Origin of the sequence: Pseudacidovorax sp. RU35E (assembly GCF_900156165.1) — a bacterium.
Classification (GTDB): Bacteria; Pseudomonadota; Gammaproteobacteria; order Burkholderiales; family Burkholderiaceae_C; genus Xenophilus.
This window is the reverse complement of record NZ_FTMY01000005.1, coordinates 77,017-94,549: the sequence shown is the minus strand read 5'-3', so window position 1 is coordinate 94,549 and position 17,533 is coordinate 77,017. Positions and strand designations below refer to the sequence as shown.

The 17,533-nt window shown below is 68.6% G+C and carries 17 protein-coding genes, 1 pseudogene and 1 riboswitch; of the genes and pseudogenes, 8 read left to right on the top strand and 10 right to left on the bottom strand.

The window, feature by feature from the left end:
* Nucleotides 1-162 precede the first annotated feature (162 nt).
* From BXA03_RS10280 to BXA03_RS10270, 3 genes are read left to right on the top strand one after another with little or no spacing between them, the layout of a single operon-like run.
* Nucleotides 163-1,659: a PglL family O-oligosaccharyltransferase gene (locus BXA03_RS10280; protein ID WP_234983652.1), complete on the top strand. Its 1,497-nt coding sequence runs from the start codon at nt 163-165 to the stop codon at nt 1,657-1,659.
* A 54-nt stretch (nt 1,660-1,713) separates the two neighbouring features.
* The gene (gene mnmA / locus BXA03_RS10275) at nt 1,714-2,874 is read left to right on the top strand and encodes a tRNA 2-thiouridine(34) synthase MnmA (protein WP_076507012.1); all 1,161 of its coding nucleotides are present in this window, start codon (nt 1,714-1,716) and stop codon (nt 2,872-2,874) included.
* Complete coding sequence (locus BXA03_RS10270) at nt 2,874-3,599, top strand: 16S rRNA (uracil(1498)-N(3))-methyltransferase (RefSeq protein WP_076507009.1); 726 nt, start codon at nt 2,874-2,876, stop codon at nt 3,597-3,599. The genes mnmA and BXA03_RS10270 overlap by 1 nt, the downstream gene beginning before the upstream one ends.
* Nucleotides 3,600-3,606: 7 nt before the next feature.
* On the opposite strand, the gene BXA03_RS10265 is transcribed toward BXA03_RS10270, so the two are convergent.
* Nucleotides 3,607-4,527 carry a LysR substrate-binding domain-containing protein gene (locus tag BXA03_RS10265; RefSeq protein WP_076507007.1) on the bottom strand — a complete coding sequence of 307 codons (921 nt, stop codon included), beginning with the start codon at nt 4,525-4,527 and terminating at the stop codon, nt 3,607-3,609.
* A 147-nt stretch (nt 4,528-4,674) separates the two neighbouring features.
* Here BXA03_RS10265 and BXA03_RS10260 point away from each other — a divergent pair.
* Both BXA03_RS10260 and BXA03_RS10255 read left to right on the top strand, forming a co-directional pair.
* Nucleotides 4,675-6,055, top strand: a pseudogene (locus tag BXA03_RS10260) (M20/M25/M40 family metallo-hydrolase).
* Between the two features lie 128 nt (nt 6,056-6,183).
* Complete coding sequence (locus BXA03_RS10255) at nt 6,184-6,621, top strand: YidB family protein (RefSeq protein WP_076507004.1); 438 nt, start codon at nt 6,184-6,186, stop codon at nt 6,619-6,621.
* Between the two features lie 88 nt (nt 6,622-6,709).
* Here BXA03_RS10255 and BXA03_RS10250 read toward each other — a convergent pair whose 3' ends face one another.
* Nucleotides 6,710-8,209, bottom strand: coding sequence for a M20 family metallopeptidase (locus BXA03_RS10250; RefSeq protein ID WP_076507002.1), 1,500 nt, complete (start codon nt 8,207-8,209; stop codon nt 6,710-6,712).
* 101 nt (nt 8,210-8,310) lie between these two features.
* Between BXA03_RS10250 and BXA03_RS10245 the strand changes: the two genes are divergently transcribed.
* Nucleotides 8,311-9,120 carry a DUF72 domain-containing protein gene (locus tag BXA03_RS10245; protein ID WP_076507000.1) on the top strand — a complete coding sequence of 270 codons (810 nt, stop codon included), beginning with the start codon at nt 8,311-8,313 and terminating at the stop codon, nt 9,118-9,120.
* A 13-nt stretch (nt 9,121-9,133) separates the two neighbouring features.
* Here BXA03_RS10245 and BXA03_RS10240 read toward each other — a convergent pair whose 3' ends face one another.
* Nucleotides 9,134-9,664: a bactofilin family protein gene (locus BXA03_RS10240; protein ID WP_076506997.1), complete on the bottom strand. Its 531-nt coding sequence runs from the start codon at nt 9,662-9,664 to the stop codon at nt 9,134-9,136.
* A gap of 216 nt (nt 9,665-9,880) precedes the next feature.
* Between BXA03_RS10240 and BXA03_RS10235 the strand changes: the two genes are divergently transcribed.
* Nucleotides 9,881-10,777 (top strand): ion transporter, encoded by an 897-nt coding sequence (locus tag BXA03_RS10235; protein ID WP_076506995.1) that lies wholly within the window; start codon nt 9,881-9,883, stop codon nt 10,775-10,777.
* Here the strand turns inward: BXA03_RS10235 and metW are convergent.
* The 3 genes from metW to BXA03_RS10220 form a co-directional block, all read right to left on the bottom strand.
* Nucleotides 10,758-11,345, bottom strand: a complete 588-nt coding sequence (gene metW / locus BXA03_RS10230) for a methionine biosynthesis protein MetW (RefSeq protein WP_076506992.1) — start codon at nt 11,343-11,345, stop codon at nt 10,758-10,760. The two genes, BXA03_RS10235 and metW, sit on opposite strands and share 20 nt — an antisense overlap.
* Nucleotides 11,342-12,469 (bottom strand): homoserine O-succinyltransferase MetX, encoded by a 1,128-nt coding sequence (locus tag BXA03_RS10225; RefSeq protein ID WP_076506990.1) that lies wholly within the window; start codon nt 12,467-12,469, stop codon nt 11,342-11,344. Before BXA03_RS10225 ends, metW begins: the two co-directional genes overlap by 4 nt.
* 155 nt (nt 12,470-12,624) lie before the next feature.
* Nucleotides 12,625-13,197, bottom strand: a complete 573-nt coding sequence (locus BXA03_RS10220; protein WP_076506987.1) for a TMEM165/GDT1 family protein — start codon at nt 13,195-13,197, stop codon at nt 12,625-12,627.
* 16 nt (nt 13,198-13,213) lie between these two features.
* A riboswitch (yybP-ykoY riboswitch) is annotated at nt 13,214-13,391 on the bottom strand.
* 380 nt (nt 13,392-13,771) lie between these two features.
* Between BXA03_RS10220 and BXA03_RS10215 the strand changes: the two genes are divergently transcribed.
* Nucleotides 13,772-14,296 carry an RNA recognition motif domain-containing protein gene (locus BXA03_RS10215; RefSeq protein WP_076506984.1) on the top strand — a complete coding sequence of 175 codons (525 nt, stop codon included), beginning with the start codon at nt 13,772-13,774 and terminating at the stop codon, nt 14,294-14,296.
* Between the two features lie 176 nt (nt 14,297-14,472).
* Here BXA03_RS10215 and BXA03_RS10210 read toward each other — a convergent pair whose 3' ends face one another.
* From BXA03_RS10210 to BXA03_RS10195, 4 genes are read right to left on the bottom strand one after another with little or no spacing between them, the layout of a single operon-like run.
* Nucleotides 14,473-15,276 carry an SDR family oxidoreductase gene (locus BXA03_RS10210; RefSeq protein WP_076506982.1) on the bottom strand — a complete coding sequence of 268 codons (804 nt, stop codon included), beginning with the start codon at nt 15,274-15,276 and terminating at the stop codon, nt 14,473-14,475.
* 20 nt (nt 15,277-15,296) lie between these two features.
* Nucleotides 15,297-15,932 (bottom strand): LPS export ABC transporter periplasmic protein LptC, encoded by a 636-nt coding sequence (gene lptC / locus BXA03_RS10205; RefSeq protein ID WP_076506979.1) that lies wholly within the window; start codon nt 15,930-15,932, stop codon nt 15,297-15,299.
* Nucleotides 15,929-16,507 carry a KdsC family phosphatase gene (locus BXA03_RS10200; RefSeq protein WP_076506976.1) on the bottom strand — a complete coding sequence of 193 codons (579 nt, stop codon included), beginning with the start codon at nt 16,505-16,507 and terminating at the stop codon, nt 15,929-15,931. Before BXA03_RS10200 ends, lptC begins: the two co-directional genes overlap by 4 nt.
* Nucleotides 16,507-17,493 carry a KpsF/GutQ family sugar-phosphate isomerase gene (locus BXA03_RS10195; RefSeq protein WP_076506974.1) on the bottom strand — a complete coding sequence of 329 codons (987 nt, stop codon included), beginning with the start codon at nt 17,491-17,493 and terminating at the stop codon, nt 16,507-16,509. Before BXA03_RS10195 ends, BXA03_RS10200 begins: the two co-directional genes overlap by 1 nt.
* Between the last annotated feature and the right edge of the window lie 40 nt (nt 17,494-17,533).

Genomic DNA, 17,533 nt, shown 5'->3' with positions numbered 1-17,533 from the left:
GCGGCCGTGGCAGGTCTGCTGATCGTTCTGGGCGGCGGTTGGACGCTCACGGCCGCGCAGGCCTTGCTCGCGATGACTGCCGCGGTGCTGGTCTTGCAGGCGACGACATCACCGAGTGAGTCGGTGTCCCGCCCGGCAGCGCTCGCCGTTGCCGTCATCGGCATGACTGCACTTTCGGCTGCGGCAGGCGCCGCGCAGCGGGCGCAGAAACGAGTTGCAGCCGGCCCCAAGGTTCTGGCCACCGGTCTTTTGATGGCCGGTCTTCTGAGTGCAGTCATCGGACTTGCCCAGTACCACGGCGTTGCCGCACTGCTGCACCCCTGGGTTGCCGTGCCCTTGGAGCCCATCGGCATGGCCTACGGCAACCTCCGCCAACGCAACCAGTTCGCCACGCTGTTGAGCATGGCCCTCGTGGCGCTGCTCTGGATGTACGGCCGGGCAGGCATGCGAGGCCGCCAAGGATTGCTTGCAGCAGGCGCGCTGCTGATCGCCGGTCTGGCTGCTTCGACGTCGCGCACCGGGCTTTTGCAATTGATCGTGATCGTTGCGGCCGCGGGGTGGATGGGCTGGCGCGAGCGGCGCCTCAATGCCGGCGCGACAGCGTTGCCGCCGGCCACACAGCCATCGCTGCTCCCACATCCGGGCTGGCTGCTGGGCGCCCTGGCGCTGTACGCCCTGCTTGCCTGGGCACTGCCTTGGTCGGCCGTCACGGTCGCATCCATTCACGCAGGCGGCGGCAGCGCAGGCGCCGACGTCGAGGGCATGCTCACCCGCCTGCGCGACGGCGCGCCACCGGGCCACAGCCGCATGCTGCTGTGGAGCAACGTGCTCTGGCTGATCGGCGAGCGTCCCTGGACGGGCTGGGGCTGGGGCCAGCTCAGCCTGGCGCATTACCTGGCCGAGTACCCGGGGCCGCGCTTCGTCGAGATCCTGGACAACGCGCACAACCTGCCCCTGCATCTGGCGGTGGAGCTGGGCATACCGGCGGCGGTGCTGATCTGCGGCGCCTTCCTGTGGATGGTGCTGGCCGCACGGCCCTGGCAGGAGCGCGATCCGACCCGGCTGATGGCCTGGAGTGTGCTGGGCATGATCGGGCTGCACAGCCTGGTCGAGTACCCGCTGTGGTACGGCCCCTTCCAGCTCGTGTTCGGACTGTGTCTCGGCATGCTGTGGCCGTGGCGACCGACGCGCGCCCCAGCGGACGGCACCGAGACGCAGGAAGCTGCCCAGGCCCGCGAGGCCCGTGCACGCCTGGCCGCCCGGCTGATGGCGACGGCCATCCTGGCTGCCGTGGGCTACGCCGGCTGGAGCTATGTGCGCGTGAGCCAGCCCTTTCTTCCGGCTGCCGGACGGCTCGCCGGCTGGCAGGACGATCCGCTGGCCCGGCTGGACCCTGACGGCAGCGACTGGCTCTTTGCCCGACAGGTGCGCTTTGCAGAGCTGGCACTGACGCCCTTGACGCCCCAGACCGCCGCCCGCGTCCATGCACTCGCCCAGGCCACACTGGCCTTCTCGCCCGAGCCGCGCGTGGTGGTCAAGCTGATCGACAGCGCGGGCATGCTGGGGCTGGAGCAGGAAGCACAGTTCCACGTCGTGCGCCTGCGCGCGGTCTACCCCGAGGCCTATGCGCGCTGGCTGGCCGGAAAGCCGCCAGCCTAGTCGCGCGAGTCCCCGCCCGGGCAGCGCCCACCGCGGCCAAGGGACAATCGCCGGATGACCAAACATCGGATCGTCGTCGGGCTGTCGGGCGGCGTGGACTCGGCCGTGACGGCGCACCTGCTCAAGCAGCAGGGCCACGAGGTCGTCGGCATCTTCATGAAGAACTGGGAAGACGACGACGACAGCGAATACTGCTCGTCGAACGTCGACTTCGTGGACGCGGCCAGCGTGGCCGACGTGCTGGGCATCGAGATCGAGCACGTCAACTTCGCCGCCGATTACAAGGACCGCGTCTTCGCCGAGTTCCTGCGCGAGTACCAGGCCGGCCGCACGCCCAACCCCGACGTGCTGTGCAACGCCGAGATCAAGTTCAAGGCCTTCCTCGACCACGCGATGCGCCTGGGCGCCGAGAAGATCGCGACAGGCCACTACGCCCGCGTGCGCGCCGTCGATGCCGCCACGGGCCGGCCCTTCGCCGCCGGCGAGCCGGTGCCCGACTCGGCCCGCTACGAGCTGCTCAAGGGCCTGGACCCGGCCAAGGACCAGAGCTACTTCCTGCACCGCCTGAACCAGACGCAACTGTCGAAGGCGCTGTTCCCGGTGGGCGAGCTGCACAAGACGCAGGTGCGGCAGATCGCCACCGACATCGGCCTGCCGGTGGCGGCCAAGAAGGACTCGACCGGCATCTGCTTCATCGGCGAACGCCCCTTCCGCGAGTTCCTCAACCGCTACATCAGCAAGGCGCCCGGCCCGATCAAGGACGAGCGCGGCCGCAGGCTGGGCGAGCACCACGGGCTGTCCTTCTACACGCTGGGCCAGCGCCAGGGCCTGGGCATCGGCGGCATCAAGGAGAAAGGTGCGCAGCGCGGCGGCGGCGAGCACGCGCCCTGGTTCGTCGCCCGCAAGGACGTGGACGCCAACACGCTCTGGGTCGTGCAGGGCCATGACCATCCCTGGCTGCAGTCACGCGCCCTGCTGGCGGCCGACGCGAGCTGGGTGGCGGGCGCGCCGCCCGCGGCCGGCACCTATGGCAGCAAGACACGCTACCGCCAGGCCGATTCGCCTGCGCTGCTGCAGGCCCTGCCCGAGGCCCGCTTCCAGCTGGTGTTTCCGCAGCCGCAGTGGGCCGTCACGCCCGGCCAGTCGGCCGTGCTGTACGACGGCGACATCTGCCTGGGCGGCGGCGTGATCGACGCGGCAGAGGGCACCCGCTGATGCCACGCATCCATTGCGCCACGCCTCTGGCCAGCGGCCAGTCGCTGGGTCTGCCGCCCGGCGCCGCCCGCCATGTGCAGGTGCTGCGGCTACAGCCGGGCGACGGCATCACCCTGTTCGACGGCCGCGGCGGAGAGTTCGAGGCCACGGTCGAGCGCATGGGCCGCAGCGACGTCGACGTGCGTGTGGGCACGCACCACGCGGTCGAGCGCGAGGCACCGCTGGCGGTGCACCTGGCGGTGGGCATGCCCGCCAACGACCGCATGGACTGGCTCGTCGAGAAAGCCACCGAACTCGGCGCGGCCAGCATCCAGCCGCTGCAGACGGCCCACGGCGTGCTGCGCCTGTCCGGCGAGCGGGCTCAGAAGAAGCAGGACCACTGGCAGGCCGTGGCCGTGGCTGCCTGCGAACAGTGCGGACGCAACCGCGTGCCCACGGTGCATCCCGTGCGAGACCTGGGCACCTGGCTGGACAGCCTGAGCCCGGACGCCCCGGCCGCCCGCCATGTGCTGGGCTTTGGCGACGAGGCCCAGCCGCTGGGCCGCGGCACGCCGGCAGGCGGCACTGCGGTCTTTCTCAGCGGCCCGGAAGGCGGACTCAACCCGCAGGAACAAGCCCGGGCCCGTGCCAGCGGCTTCGTGCTGACGACGCTGGGTTCGCGGATCCTGCGCGCCGAGACGGCTCCCCTGGCGGCTCTGATGCACCTGCTGGCCGTGGCAGGCTGAGCCCGCCTCAGCGGCCAGGTTGCGGCACGGCCTCCGCTTCCTGCGCCACCTGCCAATCCAGCCACAGGCCGAAGGCCTGCACCGCCGGGTCATCCGCCCGATGCGGCGCCACGAACAGGCTGTAGCCGCGCGGCCCATCGCCTTCGAACGCATGCGCGAGGCGCAGCTCGCCGCTCGCCAGCTCGCGTGCCACGCCATAGCGCGGCAGAAGGCCGATGCCCAGGTCGGCGCGCACCGCCTCCAGCACCATCGAGAACAGGTCGAAGCGGTGGCCGACCATCGCATTCGCCGGGTGCCGGTCGATGCCGGCCTGCGAGAACCACGCCTGCCAGGCTCCCAGGCGTGAGCTGAGCTGCAGCAGCGGCACTTCGCGGAAATCTCCCACCCAGGCCGCGGCGCGCCAGCGCGACTGCGGTGCGCACACGGCCACCACCCGCTCCGGCCGCAGCGGGCGCACGATCGCGCCTGGCCAGGTGGCGTCGTCATATTGCAGCGCCACGTCGAAAGGCGGCTCGTCCATGTAGACCTGGGTCGGAAACACCTGCAGGTGCACGCTGCACGCCGGCTGTTGGGCCAAAAAGTCGGACAGGCGTGGCAGCAGCCAGCGCTCGGCCAGCACGGGCACGGCGCCGACCAGCAGCCGTTCGCCGTCAGGGCGCTGGGCCATGGCCTCGAGCGTGTGGTTCTCCAGCCGCAGCAGGTCGCCCGCGACCTGGGCGTGATAGCGGCGGCCGGCTTCCGTCAGCACCGTGCCGCGGGCGCTGCGCTGCACCAGCCGCACACCCAATTGCTGCTCCAGGAGCCGAAGTTGCTGACTGACCGCGCTGTGGGTGAGGCACAGCTCGTCGGCCGCCTTGACCACGCCATGGCAGCGGGCGACGGCGTCGAACACGAGCAGCGCGCGGGTACTGGGAAGGTGACGAGGCATGTTAGGAAATCTGACGCTACGGCGGATTAAATCAGAGCGGAGCGGCGGGGCAGTCGCCAGAATTTCCGCCGATCTCCCGGCATCCAGTCAGCCTGATGACAGATGCCGCCTCTGCGCGACCCGCCGCTTTCCAACACCCTGCCCATGATGCGCCTCTTGCCGATCCGCCCTTCCTCACCCCGCCTTCGTCCGCTTCCGGCGCTGCTCGCACTGTCGCTCGCATGGGCCGGCGCCTCCTGCGCCTGGGCCCAGGCCTTCAACGCCGTCGCGCCCACGCCCGCCCAGGTGCGCCCGGCCGTGGACCAGGCCTACACGCAGCTGCTGTCGGCCCCGCAGATCCAGGCGCTGATGGAGGCGGTCAAGGCCGACCATGCGCGTTCCATCGACGATCTCAGGATGCTGACCGAGATCGAGGCACCGCCCTTCAAGGAACGCCCCCGCGCCGAGGCCTTCCTCGCACGCATGAAGGCCCTGGGCCTGCCTGACGCCCGCATCGACAGCGAAGGCAACGTGGTGGGCCTGCGCAAGGGCACGGGCCAGGGGCCCAAGCTGCTGATCTCGGCGCACCTGGACACCGTCTTCCCTGCCGGCACCGACGTCAAGGTCAAGGAGCGCGACGGGCGCCTGTACGCCCCGGGCATCTCCGACGACACACGCGGCCTGGCCGTGCTGCTGTCCTGGCTCAAGGTGCTGAACGACCAGAAGATCCAGACCGTCGGCGACCTCCTCTTCGTCGGCAACGTCGGCGAGGAAGAGCTGGGCAACCTGCGCGGCATGAAGCACATCTTTGCCGAGCATCGCGACATCGACGGCATGGTGGGGCTGGAGCCGGCACCCGACGGCTCGGTGCTGATCCTGGGCACGGCCAGCCATCGCTACGAGGTCAATTTCAAGAGTCCCGGCGGCCACAGCTATGGCGCCTTCGGCCAAGTGCCCAGCGCCATCCACGGCATGGGACGTGCCATCGCCAAGATCGCCGAGGTACGCACACCCACCTTCCCCAAGACCACCTTCACCGTGGGCACGGTGGGTGGCGGCACCTCGGTCAACACCATTGCGCCGGACGCGCGCATGGCGGTCGACATCCGCTCGGACCAGATGGAGTCGTTGCTGACCACCGAGAAGAAGATCCTCAGCGCCATCGACGAGGCGGTGGCCGAGGAGAACAAGCGCTGGAACGTCGAGACGCTGACCGTGCAGACCAAGCTGATCGGCGACAGGCCCGGCGGCCGCACGCCGTCCGATTCGGTGATCGTGGAGGCGGCCGCGCGCCAATGCCTCCTTCGGCCACAAGACGCTGCTGTCCGGTGCCAGCACCGACGCCAACGTGCCGATGGCGCTGGGCATTCCGGCCATCATCATCGGCGGTGGTGGCAAGACCGGCGGCTTTCACGCCCTGAGCGAATGGATCGACCTGACCGATGCCTGGAAGGGCGCGCAGAACTCGCTGACCACGGTGCTCGGCCTCGTCGGCGTCCAGGGGGTCACGCAGCCGCTGCTGGAGAAGCGCCCGCCCCGCGCGCCCTGAGGCCTTAACTAAGGTGTCCAAAAAGTGAATTCCGCACGGCTTCGCTGAAAAAGCAAAGCTCTTTGACGACGGAGACGAGGCTCGCCGGAACAATGGCAGCCTCGTCGTCATTTCGCAGGGAAGAAGCCATGGGCTTGCTCGATTCCGTCCTCGGCCAGGTGCTCAACAGCGGCGCCCCAGCGCCCCATTCGCCAGGCAGCGACCCGGTCGCCATCTTCGGCAGCCTGCTGCAGGAAAGCGGGGGCCTGGGCGGGCTGGTGCAGAAGCTGCAGCAGGCCGGCCTGGGTGATGCGGTCGGCTCATGGATCGGCACCAGTCAGAACCAACCCGTCTCGCCCGATCAGGTGCAGGGCGCTCTTGGCCCGGACGTGATCGCCGCCGTGGCGCAGAAGCTGGGCCTGAACGTGCAGACGCTGCTGCCGTTGCTGGCGACGCTGCTGCCCGTGCTGATCGATCGCTTGACGCCGCACGGCCGCCTGCCGGAGCAGGAGCCGTCCTTGTCGGCAGGCGCGGGAGGGCTGGGCGATCTGCTGGGGGCGCTCGGGCCCCTGCTCGGCCGGCGCTGAGCAGCGCCCCGGCCCAAGCAGGCTACCGGCCCACTTGGGCGCGGCGCCCCCGACATGGCCGGCGCGCGCCGCGCGCCGCCTGGCCGCCCTATGCCGCCTGTTCGGCCGCGTGCTTGGCCGGCATGGCAGCCATGACCTGCGCGACGGCAGCCGTCAGCCGCTTGGCATAGGGCACGTGCAGGAACTCGTTGGGCCCGTGGGCATTGCTCTTCGGGCCCAGCACGCCGCACACCATCATCTGTGCCTTCGGAAAGCCGGCGCTCAGCATGTTCATCAACGGGATCGTGCCGCCCTGGCCGATGTAGCCGCAGGGCGCGCCGAAGTGGGCCTGGCTGGCGGCATCCAGTGCCTGCTGGAACCACGGCACCATGGCCGGCGCGTTCCAGCCGGTGGCGCCGCCACCGGACTCGAAGGTCACCTTGGCCTGGTAGGGCGCGTTGTCCTCCAGCAGCGCCTTCAGTTCCTGCACCACCTGCGCCGCCTCCACCAGCGGCGGAAGGCGCAGCGAGAGCTTGAAGGCCGTGTAAGGCCGCAGCACGTTGCCGGCGTCCTTCAAGGCCGGGAAGCCCTCGGCGCCCGTTACCGACAGCGTCGGCCGCCAGGTGCGGTTGAGCAGCGCCTCGACCGGATCGGTGGTGGTCGGCAGCGCAAAGGCGGTGGCGCCGCCGCAGTCGTAGTGCGCCCAGGGGAAGCGCTTGTAGACCTCGTCGCCCAGGATGGCGGCCGTGGCCTTGGCCTGCGCCAGGCGTTCGGCGGGCACCTCGCAGTGGAAGCTGGCGGGCAGCAGGCGGCCGGTCTTGCTGTCCTCCAGCCGGTCCAGCACCTGCCGCATGATGCGGAAGCTCGACGGCACCAGGCCCGAGGCGTCGCCCGAATGGATGCCCTCGGTGAGGATCTCCACCTTGAGCGTGCCGCCGGCCAGGCCGCGCAGCGAAGTGGTGAGCCAGAGCTGGTCGTAGTTGCCGGCCCCAGAGTCCAGGCAGACCACCAGCGCCACCTCGCCCAGACGGCTGCGCAGCGCATCCACGTAGGGCAGCAGGTCGTAGGAGCCCGATTCCTCGCAGGTCTCGATCAGGCCGACGATGCGCGGATGGGCCACGCCCTGCGCCTTCAGCGCCTGGATGGCCGCCACGCTGGCGTAGACGGCATACCCGTCGTCCGCGCCACCGCGGCCGTAGAGCAGGCCCTCTTCGTACTTGGGCGTCCACGGGCCGAGGTCGCGGCGCCAGCCGGTGAACTCGGGCTGCTTGTCCAGGTGGCCGTACATCAGCACGGTCTCGTTCATCGCCGTGCCGCTGGCGGGCAGCTCGAAGAAGAGCACCGGCGTGCGGCCTTCCAGGCGCACGATCTCCAGCGTGAGGCCCTCGACCTTCTGCGCCTCGACCCAGGTGGCCGCATTGCGCAGCACCGTCTCCAGGTAACCGTTGGCGGACCAGTCCGGATCGAAGCCCGGCGACTTGGCCGGAATGGCGATGTAGTCGCTGAGCTGCCGGATGATGTCGCCGTCCCAGCGGGCGGTGACGTCGGCCAGGGCGCGCTCGGTGTCGAGCAGGCCGGCAGGAATTTCTTTGTGCAGAGGGGCATTCATCGGCGTTTCTCCGTGGGGCGCGTGGCGGGGGCAATCGATCCATTTTGCGCCGGGATGGGCCCCGGCGTAGAGTGAGCCGACCGCATCCCCCCAGCACGCCCATGCCCAAGAAATCCACCCCGACCGCCGCCGACCTGCCCGCCCCGACGCAGACACCCGTGCGCGTGGGCATCGGCGGCTGGACCTTCGAACCCTGGCGCGGCAGCTTCTACCCACCCGGCCTGCCGCATGCGCAGGAACTGGCCCACGCCAGCCGGCGACTCACGGCCATCGAGGTCAACGGCACCTTCTACAGCACCTTCAAGCCCGATACCTTCCGCAAGTGGCGCGAGGCCACGCCCGAGGGCTTCGTCTTCTCGCTCAAGGCGCACCGCGTGACGACGCACCGGCGCGAGCTGGCCAAGGCCGGCGATGCGGTGCAGCGCTTCATCGGCAGCGGCTTGGCCGAGCTGGGCGACCGGCTGGGGCCGATCGTCTGGCAGTTCATGCCCACGCACGCCTTCGACCCCGCGGACTTCGGCGCCTTTCTGGAACTGCTGCCGCCCGAGGTCGACGGCCTTGCGCTGCAGCATGTGATGGAGGTGCGGCATCCCAGCTTCATCGATCCGGCCTACCAGGCCCTGGCCGAGCGGCACGGCGTGGCGACCGTCTTCACCGATAGCCCGAAATTCCCATCCTTCGACGCGCCGCAGGGCCCCATCGTCTACGCGCGACTGATGGACGCACAGCCACGCTTTGCCAACGGCTATGCGCCTCGCGCGCTCGATGCACTGGCCACCCAGGCGCGTCGATGGGTGGCCGACCGGCCCACCTACGTCTTCTTCATCAACGGCCACAAAGAAAAAGCCCCCGCCGCAGCGGAGGCTCTTCTGAAGCGGCTGGCCAGCACGGCGCCCTCGGCGCGGCGCTGATCGCTGGCGATGCTCAGGCCGCCAGGGCGGGCTTGACGTCGCTGGAGGCGCTCGTACCCACGCTGATCTCGCCGGAGAGCTGGCCACCCTCCTCGATCACGATCTTGCCGTAGCGGATCTTGCCCGACACCTTGCCGGTGGCATGGATCACCAGCTTTTGCCGCACCGTCAGGTTGCCGTCGAAGGAGCCGCGGATCTCGGCGATGTCGATCTCGGCCGACCCCTTGAAGGCGCCCTGCTCGGCGATCTGGATCACACGCGAATCCATCGTGGCCTCGACCGTGCCTTCGACCACGAGCGTGTCGCAATCGGTGATCTCGACGCCCTTGAGCTTGATGTTGGGACCGACGGTCAGCTTGCTGCCCGTTTCCTGCACCGGCGCAGGGGCCGCAGCGGGGGTTGCCGCGGCCGCAGCGCCCAACGCCGGGCCGCCCACCGGATGACCCGACAGCGTACTGCCTCCCATCAGCGGAGCCGGACGGGAAGTCAGGCTGTCATTGGTATCACGGTCACGTTTGCCGAAGAAGGGGGATTGCGAAGCCAAAGGGTGATCTCCTTGCGAAAGCGTCAATGGTAGGCAACTGATTCTGAATCTTGACACTTCTTTGCGAAAGATCGGTAACAACCCGCGGCCACTGAATGTCGCCGGCAGCGACGGCTTGCCGTCAGAATTCGCCGCGTCCGGCCCTGCGCCGCTTTTTTCATTTCCATGGCGACCCACCCTGCCTCCGCGCATCACCCGGACGAAGACATTCCCGGCATGTTCGACGACCGCGCGGCCGATGCCCGTTTTGGGCGGCCTGCGCCCGGCTGGCGCCGCACGCTTTTCACCGTCATCTTCGAGTCCGAGACACGCGCCGGCCGCAGTTTCGACCTGCTGTTGATCGCGGCCATCATCACGAGCGTCGGCGTGGTCATGCTCGAGAGCATGGCCGGGATGCGGGCCCGCTACGGCGCCTGGCTGCATGGACTGGAATGGGTGTTCACCGGACTGTTCACGCTGGAATACGTGGCCCGGCTCGTGTGCGTGCAGCGCCCGGTGCGCTATGCCCTCAGCTTCTACGGCGTCATCGACCTGCTGGCGCTGCTGCCCACCTACCTGGTGGTGCTGGAGCCGTCGCTCGGCGCGCTGATCGATGTGCGCGTGCTGCGGCTGCTGCGGGTGTTCCGCATCTTCAAGCTCTCGCGCTATACCCACGAGTACCGCACCCTGGCCCTGGCGCTGGCCGCGAGCGGCCGCAAGATCACCGTCTTCCTGGGCTTCGTGATGCTGCTCGTGCTGGTCTCAGGCACGCTGATGTACGTGGTGGAAGGCCCGCAGCACGGCTTCACCAGCATTCCCACCGCGATGTACTGGGCCGTCTCGACCATGACGACGGTCGGCTTCGGCGACCTGGTGCCGCGCACCGACCTCGGCAGGCTCATCGCCTCGGCCATGATGCTGACCGGCTGGGGCGTGCTGGCCGTGCCCACCGGCATCGTCACGGCCGAGATGGGTGCGCAGCGGCGGTTGCAGATCCTGGCTGAACGCGCCACCACCGACATGTCCTGTCCGGCCTGCAGCGCGGATGGCCATGCCAGCGATGCGCGCTACTGCCGCCGATGCGGCACCGCGCTGCCAGGCAAGGCGACTGCGGTCAGTCCCGCTCGAACTTGAAGACCGCCGTCGCAGCTCGCAGGTTGGGCAGCCAGCGCACCTCGCGGCCCTGCTGCACGCCGAACGCATCCAGCACTCGCAGGCGGTTCTTGCGCGCCAGCGCGTCGAAGTCGCGGAAGGTGCCCACGCGGATGTTGGGCGTGTCGTACCACTGGTAGGGCAGCCGCCGCGTCACCGGCATGCGACCCTGCAGGATGCTCAGCCGATTGGGCCAGTGCGCGAAGTTGGGAAAGGCCACGATGCCGATGCGGCCCACGCGTGCCGTCTCGCGCAGCATGATCTCGGCATTGCGCAGGTGCTGCAGCGTGTAGATCTGCAGCACCACGTCGAAGCTGGCGTCTTCGAACATCGACAGGCCCTCGTCGAGGTTCAGCTGGATCACGTCCACCCCGCGGCGCACGGACGTGAGCACGTTGCCGTCGGCGATCTCCACGCCATAGCCGGTGCAGCCGCGTTCTCGCTGCAGGCGCTCAAGGAGTGCCCCGTCCCCGCATCCGAGGTCGAGCACACGCGCGCCCTCGGGTACCAGGCGCACGATGCGATCGTTGATGCCGTCCGTCGTGCTCATGGCAGCTCCTTTGCGATGCCGTCGAACCAGGCGCGCACCACGCCCAGGTAGCGGGTGTCGTCCAGCAGGAAGGCGTCGTGGCCGTGCGGCGCGTCGATCTCGGCATAGCTGACGCTGCGTCGGTTGTCCAGCAGCGCCTTGACGATCTCGCGGCTGCGCGACGGCGAGAAACGCCAGTCGGTGGTGAAGCTCACGAGCAGGAACTTGGCCATGGCCCGCTCGAAGGCCGCGCGCAGGCTGCCGCCATAGGCTGCGGCAGGATCGAAGTAGTCGAGCGCACGGGTGATCAGCAGATAGGTGTTGGCGTCGAAGTACTCGCTGAACTTGTCGCCCTGGTGGCGCAGGTAGCTCTCAATCTGGAACTCCACGTCGTGCGTGGTGTAGCGCACCTGCATGCCCTCGCGCAGCTGGCGGCCGAACTTGGCGTTCATCACGTCGTCGCTGAGGTAGGTGATGTGGCCGATCATGCGGGCGATGGTCAGCCCGCGCTTGGGCACCACGCCGTGATCGTAGAAGTGGCCGCCGTGGAAGTCGGGATCGGTCACGATGGCACGGCGGGCCACCTCGTTGAAGGCAATGTTCTCGGCGTTGAGGTTGGGCGCGCTGGCGATGACCGCGGCGTGCCGCACACGCTCGGGGTACTGCAACGTCCACGAGAGGGCCTGCATGCCGCCCAGGCTGCCGCCCATCACGGCAGCGAGGGTGTCGATGCCCAGCGCATCGAGCAGGCGGGCCTGGGCGTCCACCCAGTCCTCCACCGTCACCACCGGAAAGTCCGCGCCCCACGGCCGCCCCGTCGCGGGATTGGTGTGCATCGGCCCCGTCGAGCCGAAGCAGGAGCCCAGGTTGTTGATGCCGATGACGAAGAAACGGTCGGTGTCCACCGACTTGCCGGGGCCGATCATGTTGTCCCACCAGCCCTGCGACTTCGGCTGGCCCGCATATTGGCCGGCCACGTGGTGCGAGGCATTGAGCGCATGGCAAACCAGCACGGCGTTGCTGCGGTCGGCATTGAGCGTGCCGTAGGTCTCGTAGGCCAACGCGTAGTCGCCGATGGCGCTGCCGCTGCGCAGCGGCAGCGGCGTCGCGAAGGACATGGACTGGGGTGTGACGTCGAAGGACATGGGAGCAAAAAGAAAACCCGGCCTCGCCAAAAACGAGCCGGGTTGCGGGCATCCGTCTTTAGCTGCATTTATCAAGCGCCCGCAAGCTGGAGCAAATCGGCGCTGTTGAAAGTATAGGCCGGGCGGCGCCGTCGCCGCCCGGCGAGGGTCATGCCTCAGGCGCCCCAGCCGATGAGCGCGGCCACGCCCAGCACCAGGAAGATCACGGCCGAGATGCTGTGCACGAGCTTGATCGGCACCTTGCGCACGATGCGCTCGCCCAGCCACACCACCGGGGCGTTGGCCAGCATCATGCCCAGCGTGGTGCCGATCACCACCCACAGGTAGTCGTGCGTGAAGCGGGCCGCCAGCATCACGGTGGCGATCTGCGTCTTGTCGCCCATCTCGGCTAGGAAGAAAGCCACCAGTGTGGTGCCGAAGACACCGAACTTGGAGACGCTTCGCGGCGCTTCGTCCTCGTCGAGCTTGTCCGGAATCAGCATCCAGACGGCCATCGCGATGAAGGACAGACCCAGGATCCAGCGCAGGACCGTAGGCCCGAGAAAGCTGGTCACCCAGGCGCCGACGGCACCTGCCAGCGCATGGTTGACGACCGTTGCCGCAAAGATGCCCAGCACGATGGGCCAGGGCTTGCGGAAACGCGCCGCGAGGACGAGGGAAAGGAGTTGGGTTTTGTCACCCATTTCGGCCAGCGCGACGATGCCGGTGGCCACCAGAAAGGCTTCCATAGAGATGTGGGGTTCCTCGGCCGAAGGACGCAGTCGACCACGCAGCGCCTTCGGCCTTGTTCCCGAAGCTGCGTGGTCAATGGTCTCGCCAGGTCTTCACTGCATGCGCCATGTTCCGCGTGGGGCGCGGTACAAGTCTGTTGACGCACGCCCTTCTCGCATTCGGAAGGCGGCTACTCCCCAAAGACGGGGACGATTCTAACGGTCTTGCGGCGGTGCAGCATGCACAGTGACGCGGTCATGTGGGAAAGAGCTGTGATGGCCGTCGGCAACGGCCGAGATGCGGGAATGTCGGGTGCGCCATGTCGACCAGCCGCCGGTAAAGTCCCTGTTTCGCCCAGCATTTGATGTCAGTGGGCGCAAGCTTTCTACTGTCTCGATGTTGTTGCAATTCAAGGGAAATTCCTGCCCCCCTCCCAAATAAATCACCCATAATGGGTGGACCTTCGGCCCGGAAAGCCGCAGGCCATTGGGTGATCGGTCAGTTTCGTCAGCCCCGCAGGCCAACATGCTGCGGGTCTTGCGCCCGGGACTCCATCGCTGCTTTTTTTTGTGTTTTACAGGAGTCCCATTCATGGGCAACAAACTCTACGTCGGCAACCTGCCCTATTCGGTGCGCGACGGTGATCTCGAACAGGCTTTTGGCCAGTTCGGCGCAGTGACCAGCGCCAAGGTCATGATGGAGCGCGAGACCGGCCGTTCCAAAGGCTTTGGTTTCGTGGAAATGGGCAGCGACGCTGAGGCGCAGGCTGCCATCCAGGGCATGAATGGCCAACCGCTGGGCGGCCGCAGTGTCGTTGTCAACGAAGCGCGCCCCATGGAGCCGCGTCCTCCCCGTAGCGGTGGCGGCGGCTACGGCGGTGGTGGCGGTGGTTACGGCGGCGGTGGTGGCGGCGGCTACGGCGGTGGCGGCGGTGGTGGTTACGGCGGCGGCGGCGGTGGTCGCAGCGGTGGTGGCGGCTACGGCGGCCGCGGCGGCGGTGGTGGCGGCGGCAACGACGGCAGCTTCCGTAGCCCCTACGGCACCGGCCCCCGTGGCGGTGGTGGCGGCGGCGGTGGCCGCGGCGGCTACGGCGGTGGCGGCGGCAACAGCTACTGATTGCACGGCCCGTTCAGTTCGCGCGACTGAACGGCTCGGTGAAAAGGCTCCTTCGGGAGCCTTTTTTCGTGGGGCCCTTTTTTCCATACCCCACCGTCACGCGCACGGCCCCACCAACGAGGCGGCGCTCATTCCAGCCAACATACAGGCAAATGACCGCGAAGCCGGTCGTGCGCTCAACGCGGGCTGTCGACGCCATCCCGCCGACGCTTGCGACCACGGCCTTGAACAACTTTGTCGTAGACGGCGTTGGGCAACAGCCTCATCAACTTGGCGACCACGCCCATCTGCCAAGGAATGACGCGGTAGCTAACACCCGCCTCGATCGTGCGAAACGCCCGGTCGGCGAACACGTCGGCGGGGATGAGGAAGGGCATGCCATAGCGGTTGCCCTGCGTAAGCGGGGTATCCACATAGCCAGGGCAGACCGTCACCACCCGCACGCCGCTGCCATGAAGCTCGGTACGCAGGCTTTCGCAGTACGCCACCACGGCCGCCTTGCTGGCACAGTAGGCGCCGTGGCCAGGCAGCCCCCGGATGGCCGCCACGCTGCCGATGCCCACCAACCGCCCCGAGCCCCGGCCCACCATCGCATTGACGAAGGGATGGAAGGTGGCCGCCATCCCCACGTTGTTGAGCGCGAAGGTGTCCGCCATCACGTCCAGGTCGGCACGCTCGGCGGTGTCCATGCCCACGCTGATGCCTGCATTGGCGATGACCACCTCGGGCAGCCCCTGGTCGGCGATGCAGGCTTGGCCAGCCGCGACGATGCTGCTGGGGTCGGCCACGTCGGCACCATAGACGGCGCAGCGGTCGACACCCAGCCCGCGGGCAGTCGCCCAGTCCTGCATCTGCGCCGTGCGCCGGGCCACGAGCGCGAGGCGCCAGCCCGCTTGGGCATAGCGGGCCGCCAAGGCCTGGCCAATGCCGCTGGAGGCGCCGGTGATGAAGACGAGAGGAGCAGGTGCAGCGGTGGACATGGTAATTGCGGCAGACGAGATCACCGCCGGCCGGCAGCGCCTGGCGGCAGGATCTGGCCGCGCACGCGGCCGCGCAGATTGGCGACGCCCGTGCGATGGTCATAGTCCAGGGCGTCCGCCGAGAACTTGTCGCCGCCGCGGATCAAGGTCACCGGCAGATGGGAGCGCACCCGGTCCTCGTTGGTGAAGACATGCAGGAAGTCGCCTCGGAACTCCAGCTTCGGCGCTGGCTTGCCATCCGGCAGCTTCCCCTCGTCGCGGATCACGACGGCGTCCCCGAAGAGCTGGATCTCGCTGCCATCGCCATTGGACAGCCCCCGATTGGCCGTCGCCCGCGTGACCAGGCCCTGGGGGGACACCGAGCGCACACGCACCTCGTCGACTTCCATGGTGTCCGTGTCGGGAAAGTGCCGGCCCTCCCGACCACTGATCTCGCTGTGCAAGGAACCGTCGGGCAGGAAGCTGCGCACGGTGAAGTCACGCATGAAGAAATCCGGGTCGTGCGACACCGGCGCGGCAGCCTGGGGCTTGATCAGCTCGGGCGCGTTGCGCACCAGCCAGTAGGTGCCCAGGGCCAGCACGCCGGTCAGGATGATCGGCAGGTACAGGCTCAGACGGTCGAACGCCAAGCCGAAGACGGACGTTGCGCGCTTCATGCGTCGGGCACCCCGCAGGCGGCGTCCAGCAGGCTAGCATAACGGCCGCTGGCACACAGCAGCAGGTCGCAGAACTCACGCGCCGCGCCCTCGCCGCCGCGTAGGCGCGTGACATAGCGGACGCTGGCCGCCACCTCGGGATGGGCATTGGCGGGCGCCGCCGAGAAGGCCACACGACGCAGCACAGGCAGATCGGGCCAGTCGTCGCCGATGGCCGCGGTCTGCGCCCAGTCGACACCGAGAGCCGTGAGGATCTCGACCGAGGCGGCGACCTTGTCCATGACGCCGTAGCGCGCATGCTGCACGCCCAGCGCCTGCAGTCGTGCGCGCAACGGGGCCGAATCGCGGCCGGTGACCACCACCGGCTCGATGCCCGCCTTGCGCAGCATCTGCAGGCCGTAGCCATCAAGCACGCTGAAGCGCTTGAGCGTCTCACCCGCTTCGGTGAAATAGATGCCGCCGTCGGTCAGCACGCCGTCGACATCGAAGAAGGCGACGCGCACGTCCTGCGCGGCCAGCAACAGTTCCGGGTCGAAAGCGAGCACGGGTCGGGCGCGCGGCAATTGCGGCGCCATCAGATGACCTTCGCCCGCATCAGGTCGGTGGTGTTCAGTGCGCCGGTGAGCCGGCCGTCGGCGTCCACCACGAAGAGCCGGGTGATGCCGTGCTGCTCCATGAGTTCGGCAGCCTCGACGGCCAGTGCGTCCTGGCGAATCGTGCGCGGAGACCGGTGCATGACGTCGACGGCTTGGATGCCGCGCAGGTCGGTGCCGGCTTCGATCAGCCGCCGCAGATCGCCATCGGTGAAGATGCCTTCGGCCCGGCCTTCGCCGCCCATCACTGCGGCAGCGCCGAAGCCCTGCACGCTCATGGCGCGCATCAGCTCGGTGATGCCAGCTTGGATCGACACCTGCGGAACGGCGGCGCCCTTGCGCATCACATCGGACACATGGGTGAGCAGTTTGCGACCCAGCGCACCCCCCGGGTGGGAGCGGGCGAAGTCCTCGGCACCGAAGCCGCGCGCGTCCAGCAGCGCCACGGCCAGCGCATCGCCCAGTGCCATCTGCGCCGTGGTGCTGGCCGTGGGTGCCAGGTTCAACGGGCAAGCTTCCTTCTCGACACCGCTGTCCAGCATGAGATCGGCATGGCGGGCCAACGACGAGGCGGCACCGCCCGTCATGGCAATCAGAGGCACGCCCTGGCGCTTGAGCACCGGCAGGATGGCGTCGAGTTCGTTGCTCTCGCCGCTGTTGGAGATGGCGAGCACCACATCGGCCGCAGTGACCATGCCCAGGTCGCCATGGCTCGCCTCGGCCGGGTGCACGAACATGGCCGGCGTGCCGGTCGACGCCAGGGTGGCGGCGATCTTGCGCCCCACATGGCCGCTCTTGCCCATGCCCATCACCACCACGCGGCCCTGGAGTGCCAGGATGCGCCGCACGGCCTCGACGAAGCTCGCACCGACGCGGGATTTGAGGCCCTGCACGGCCGCAGCCTCGATGTCGAAAGTGGCGCGCGCGCGGGCCAGCAACGCGTCGGGATCCGGGGCCGGAAAGCTCATCGGCCGATTTTATCGGCGCGCCTTGTCCCCGCCCCGGCGC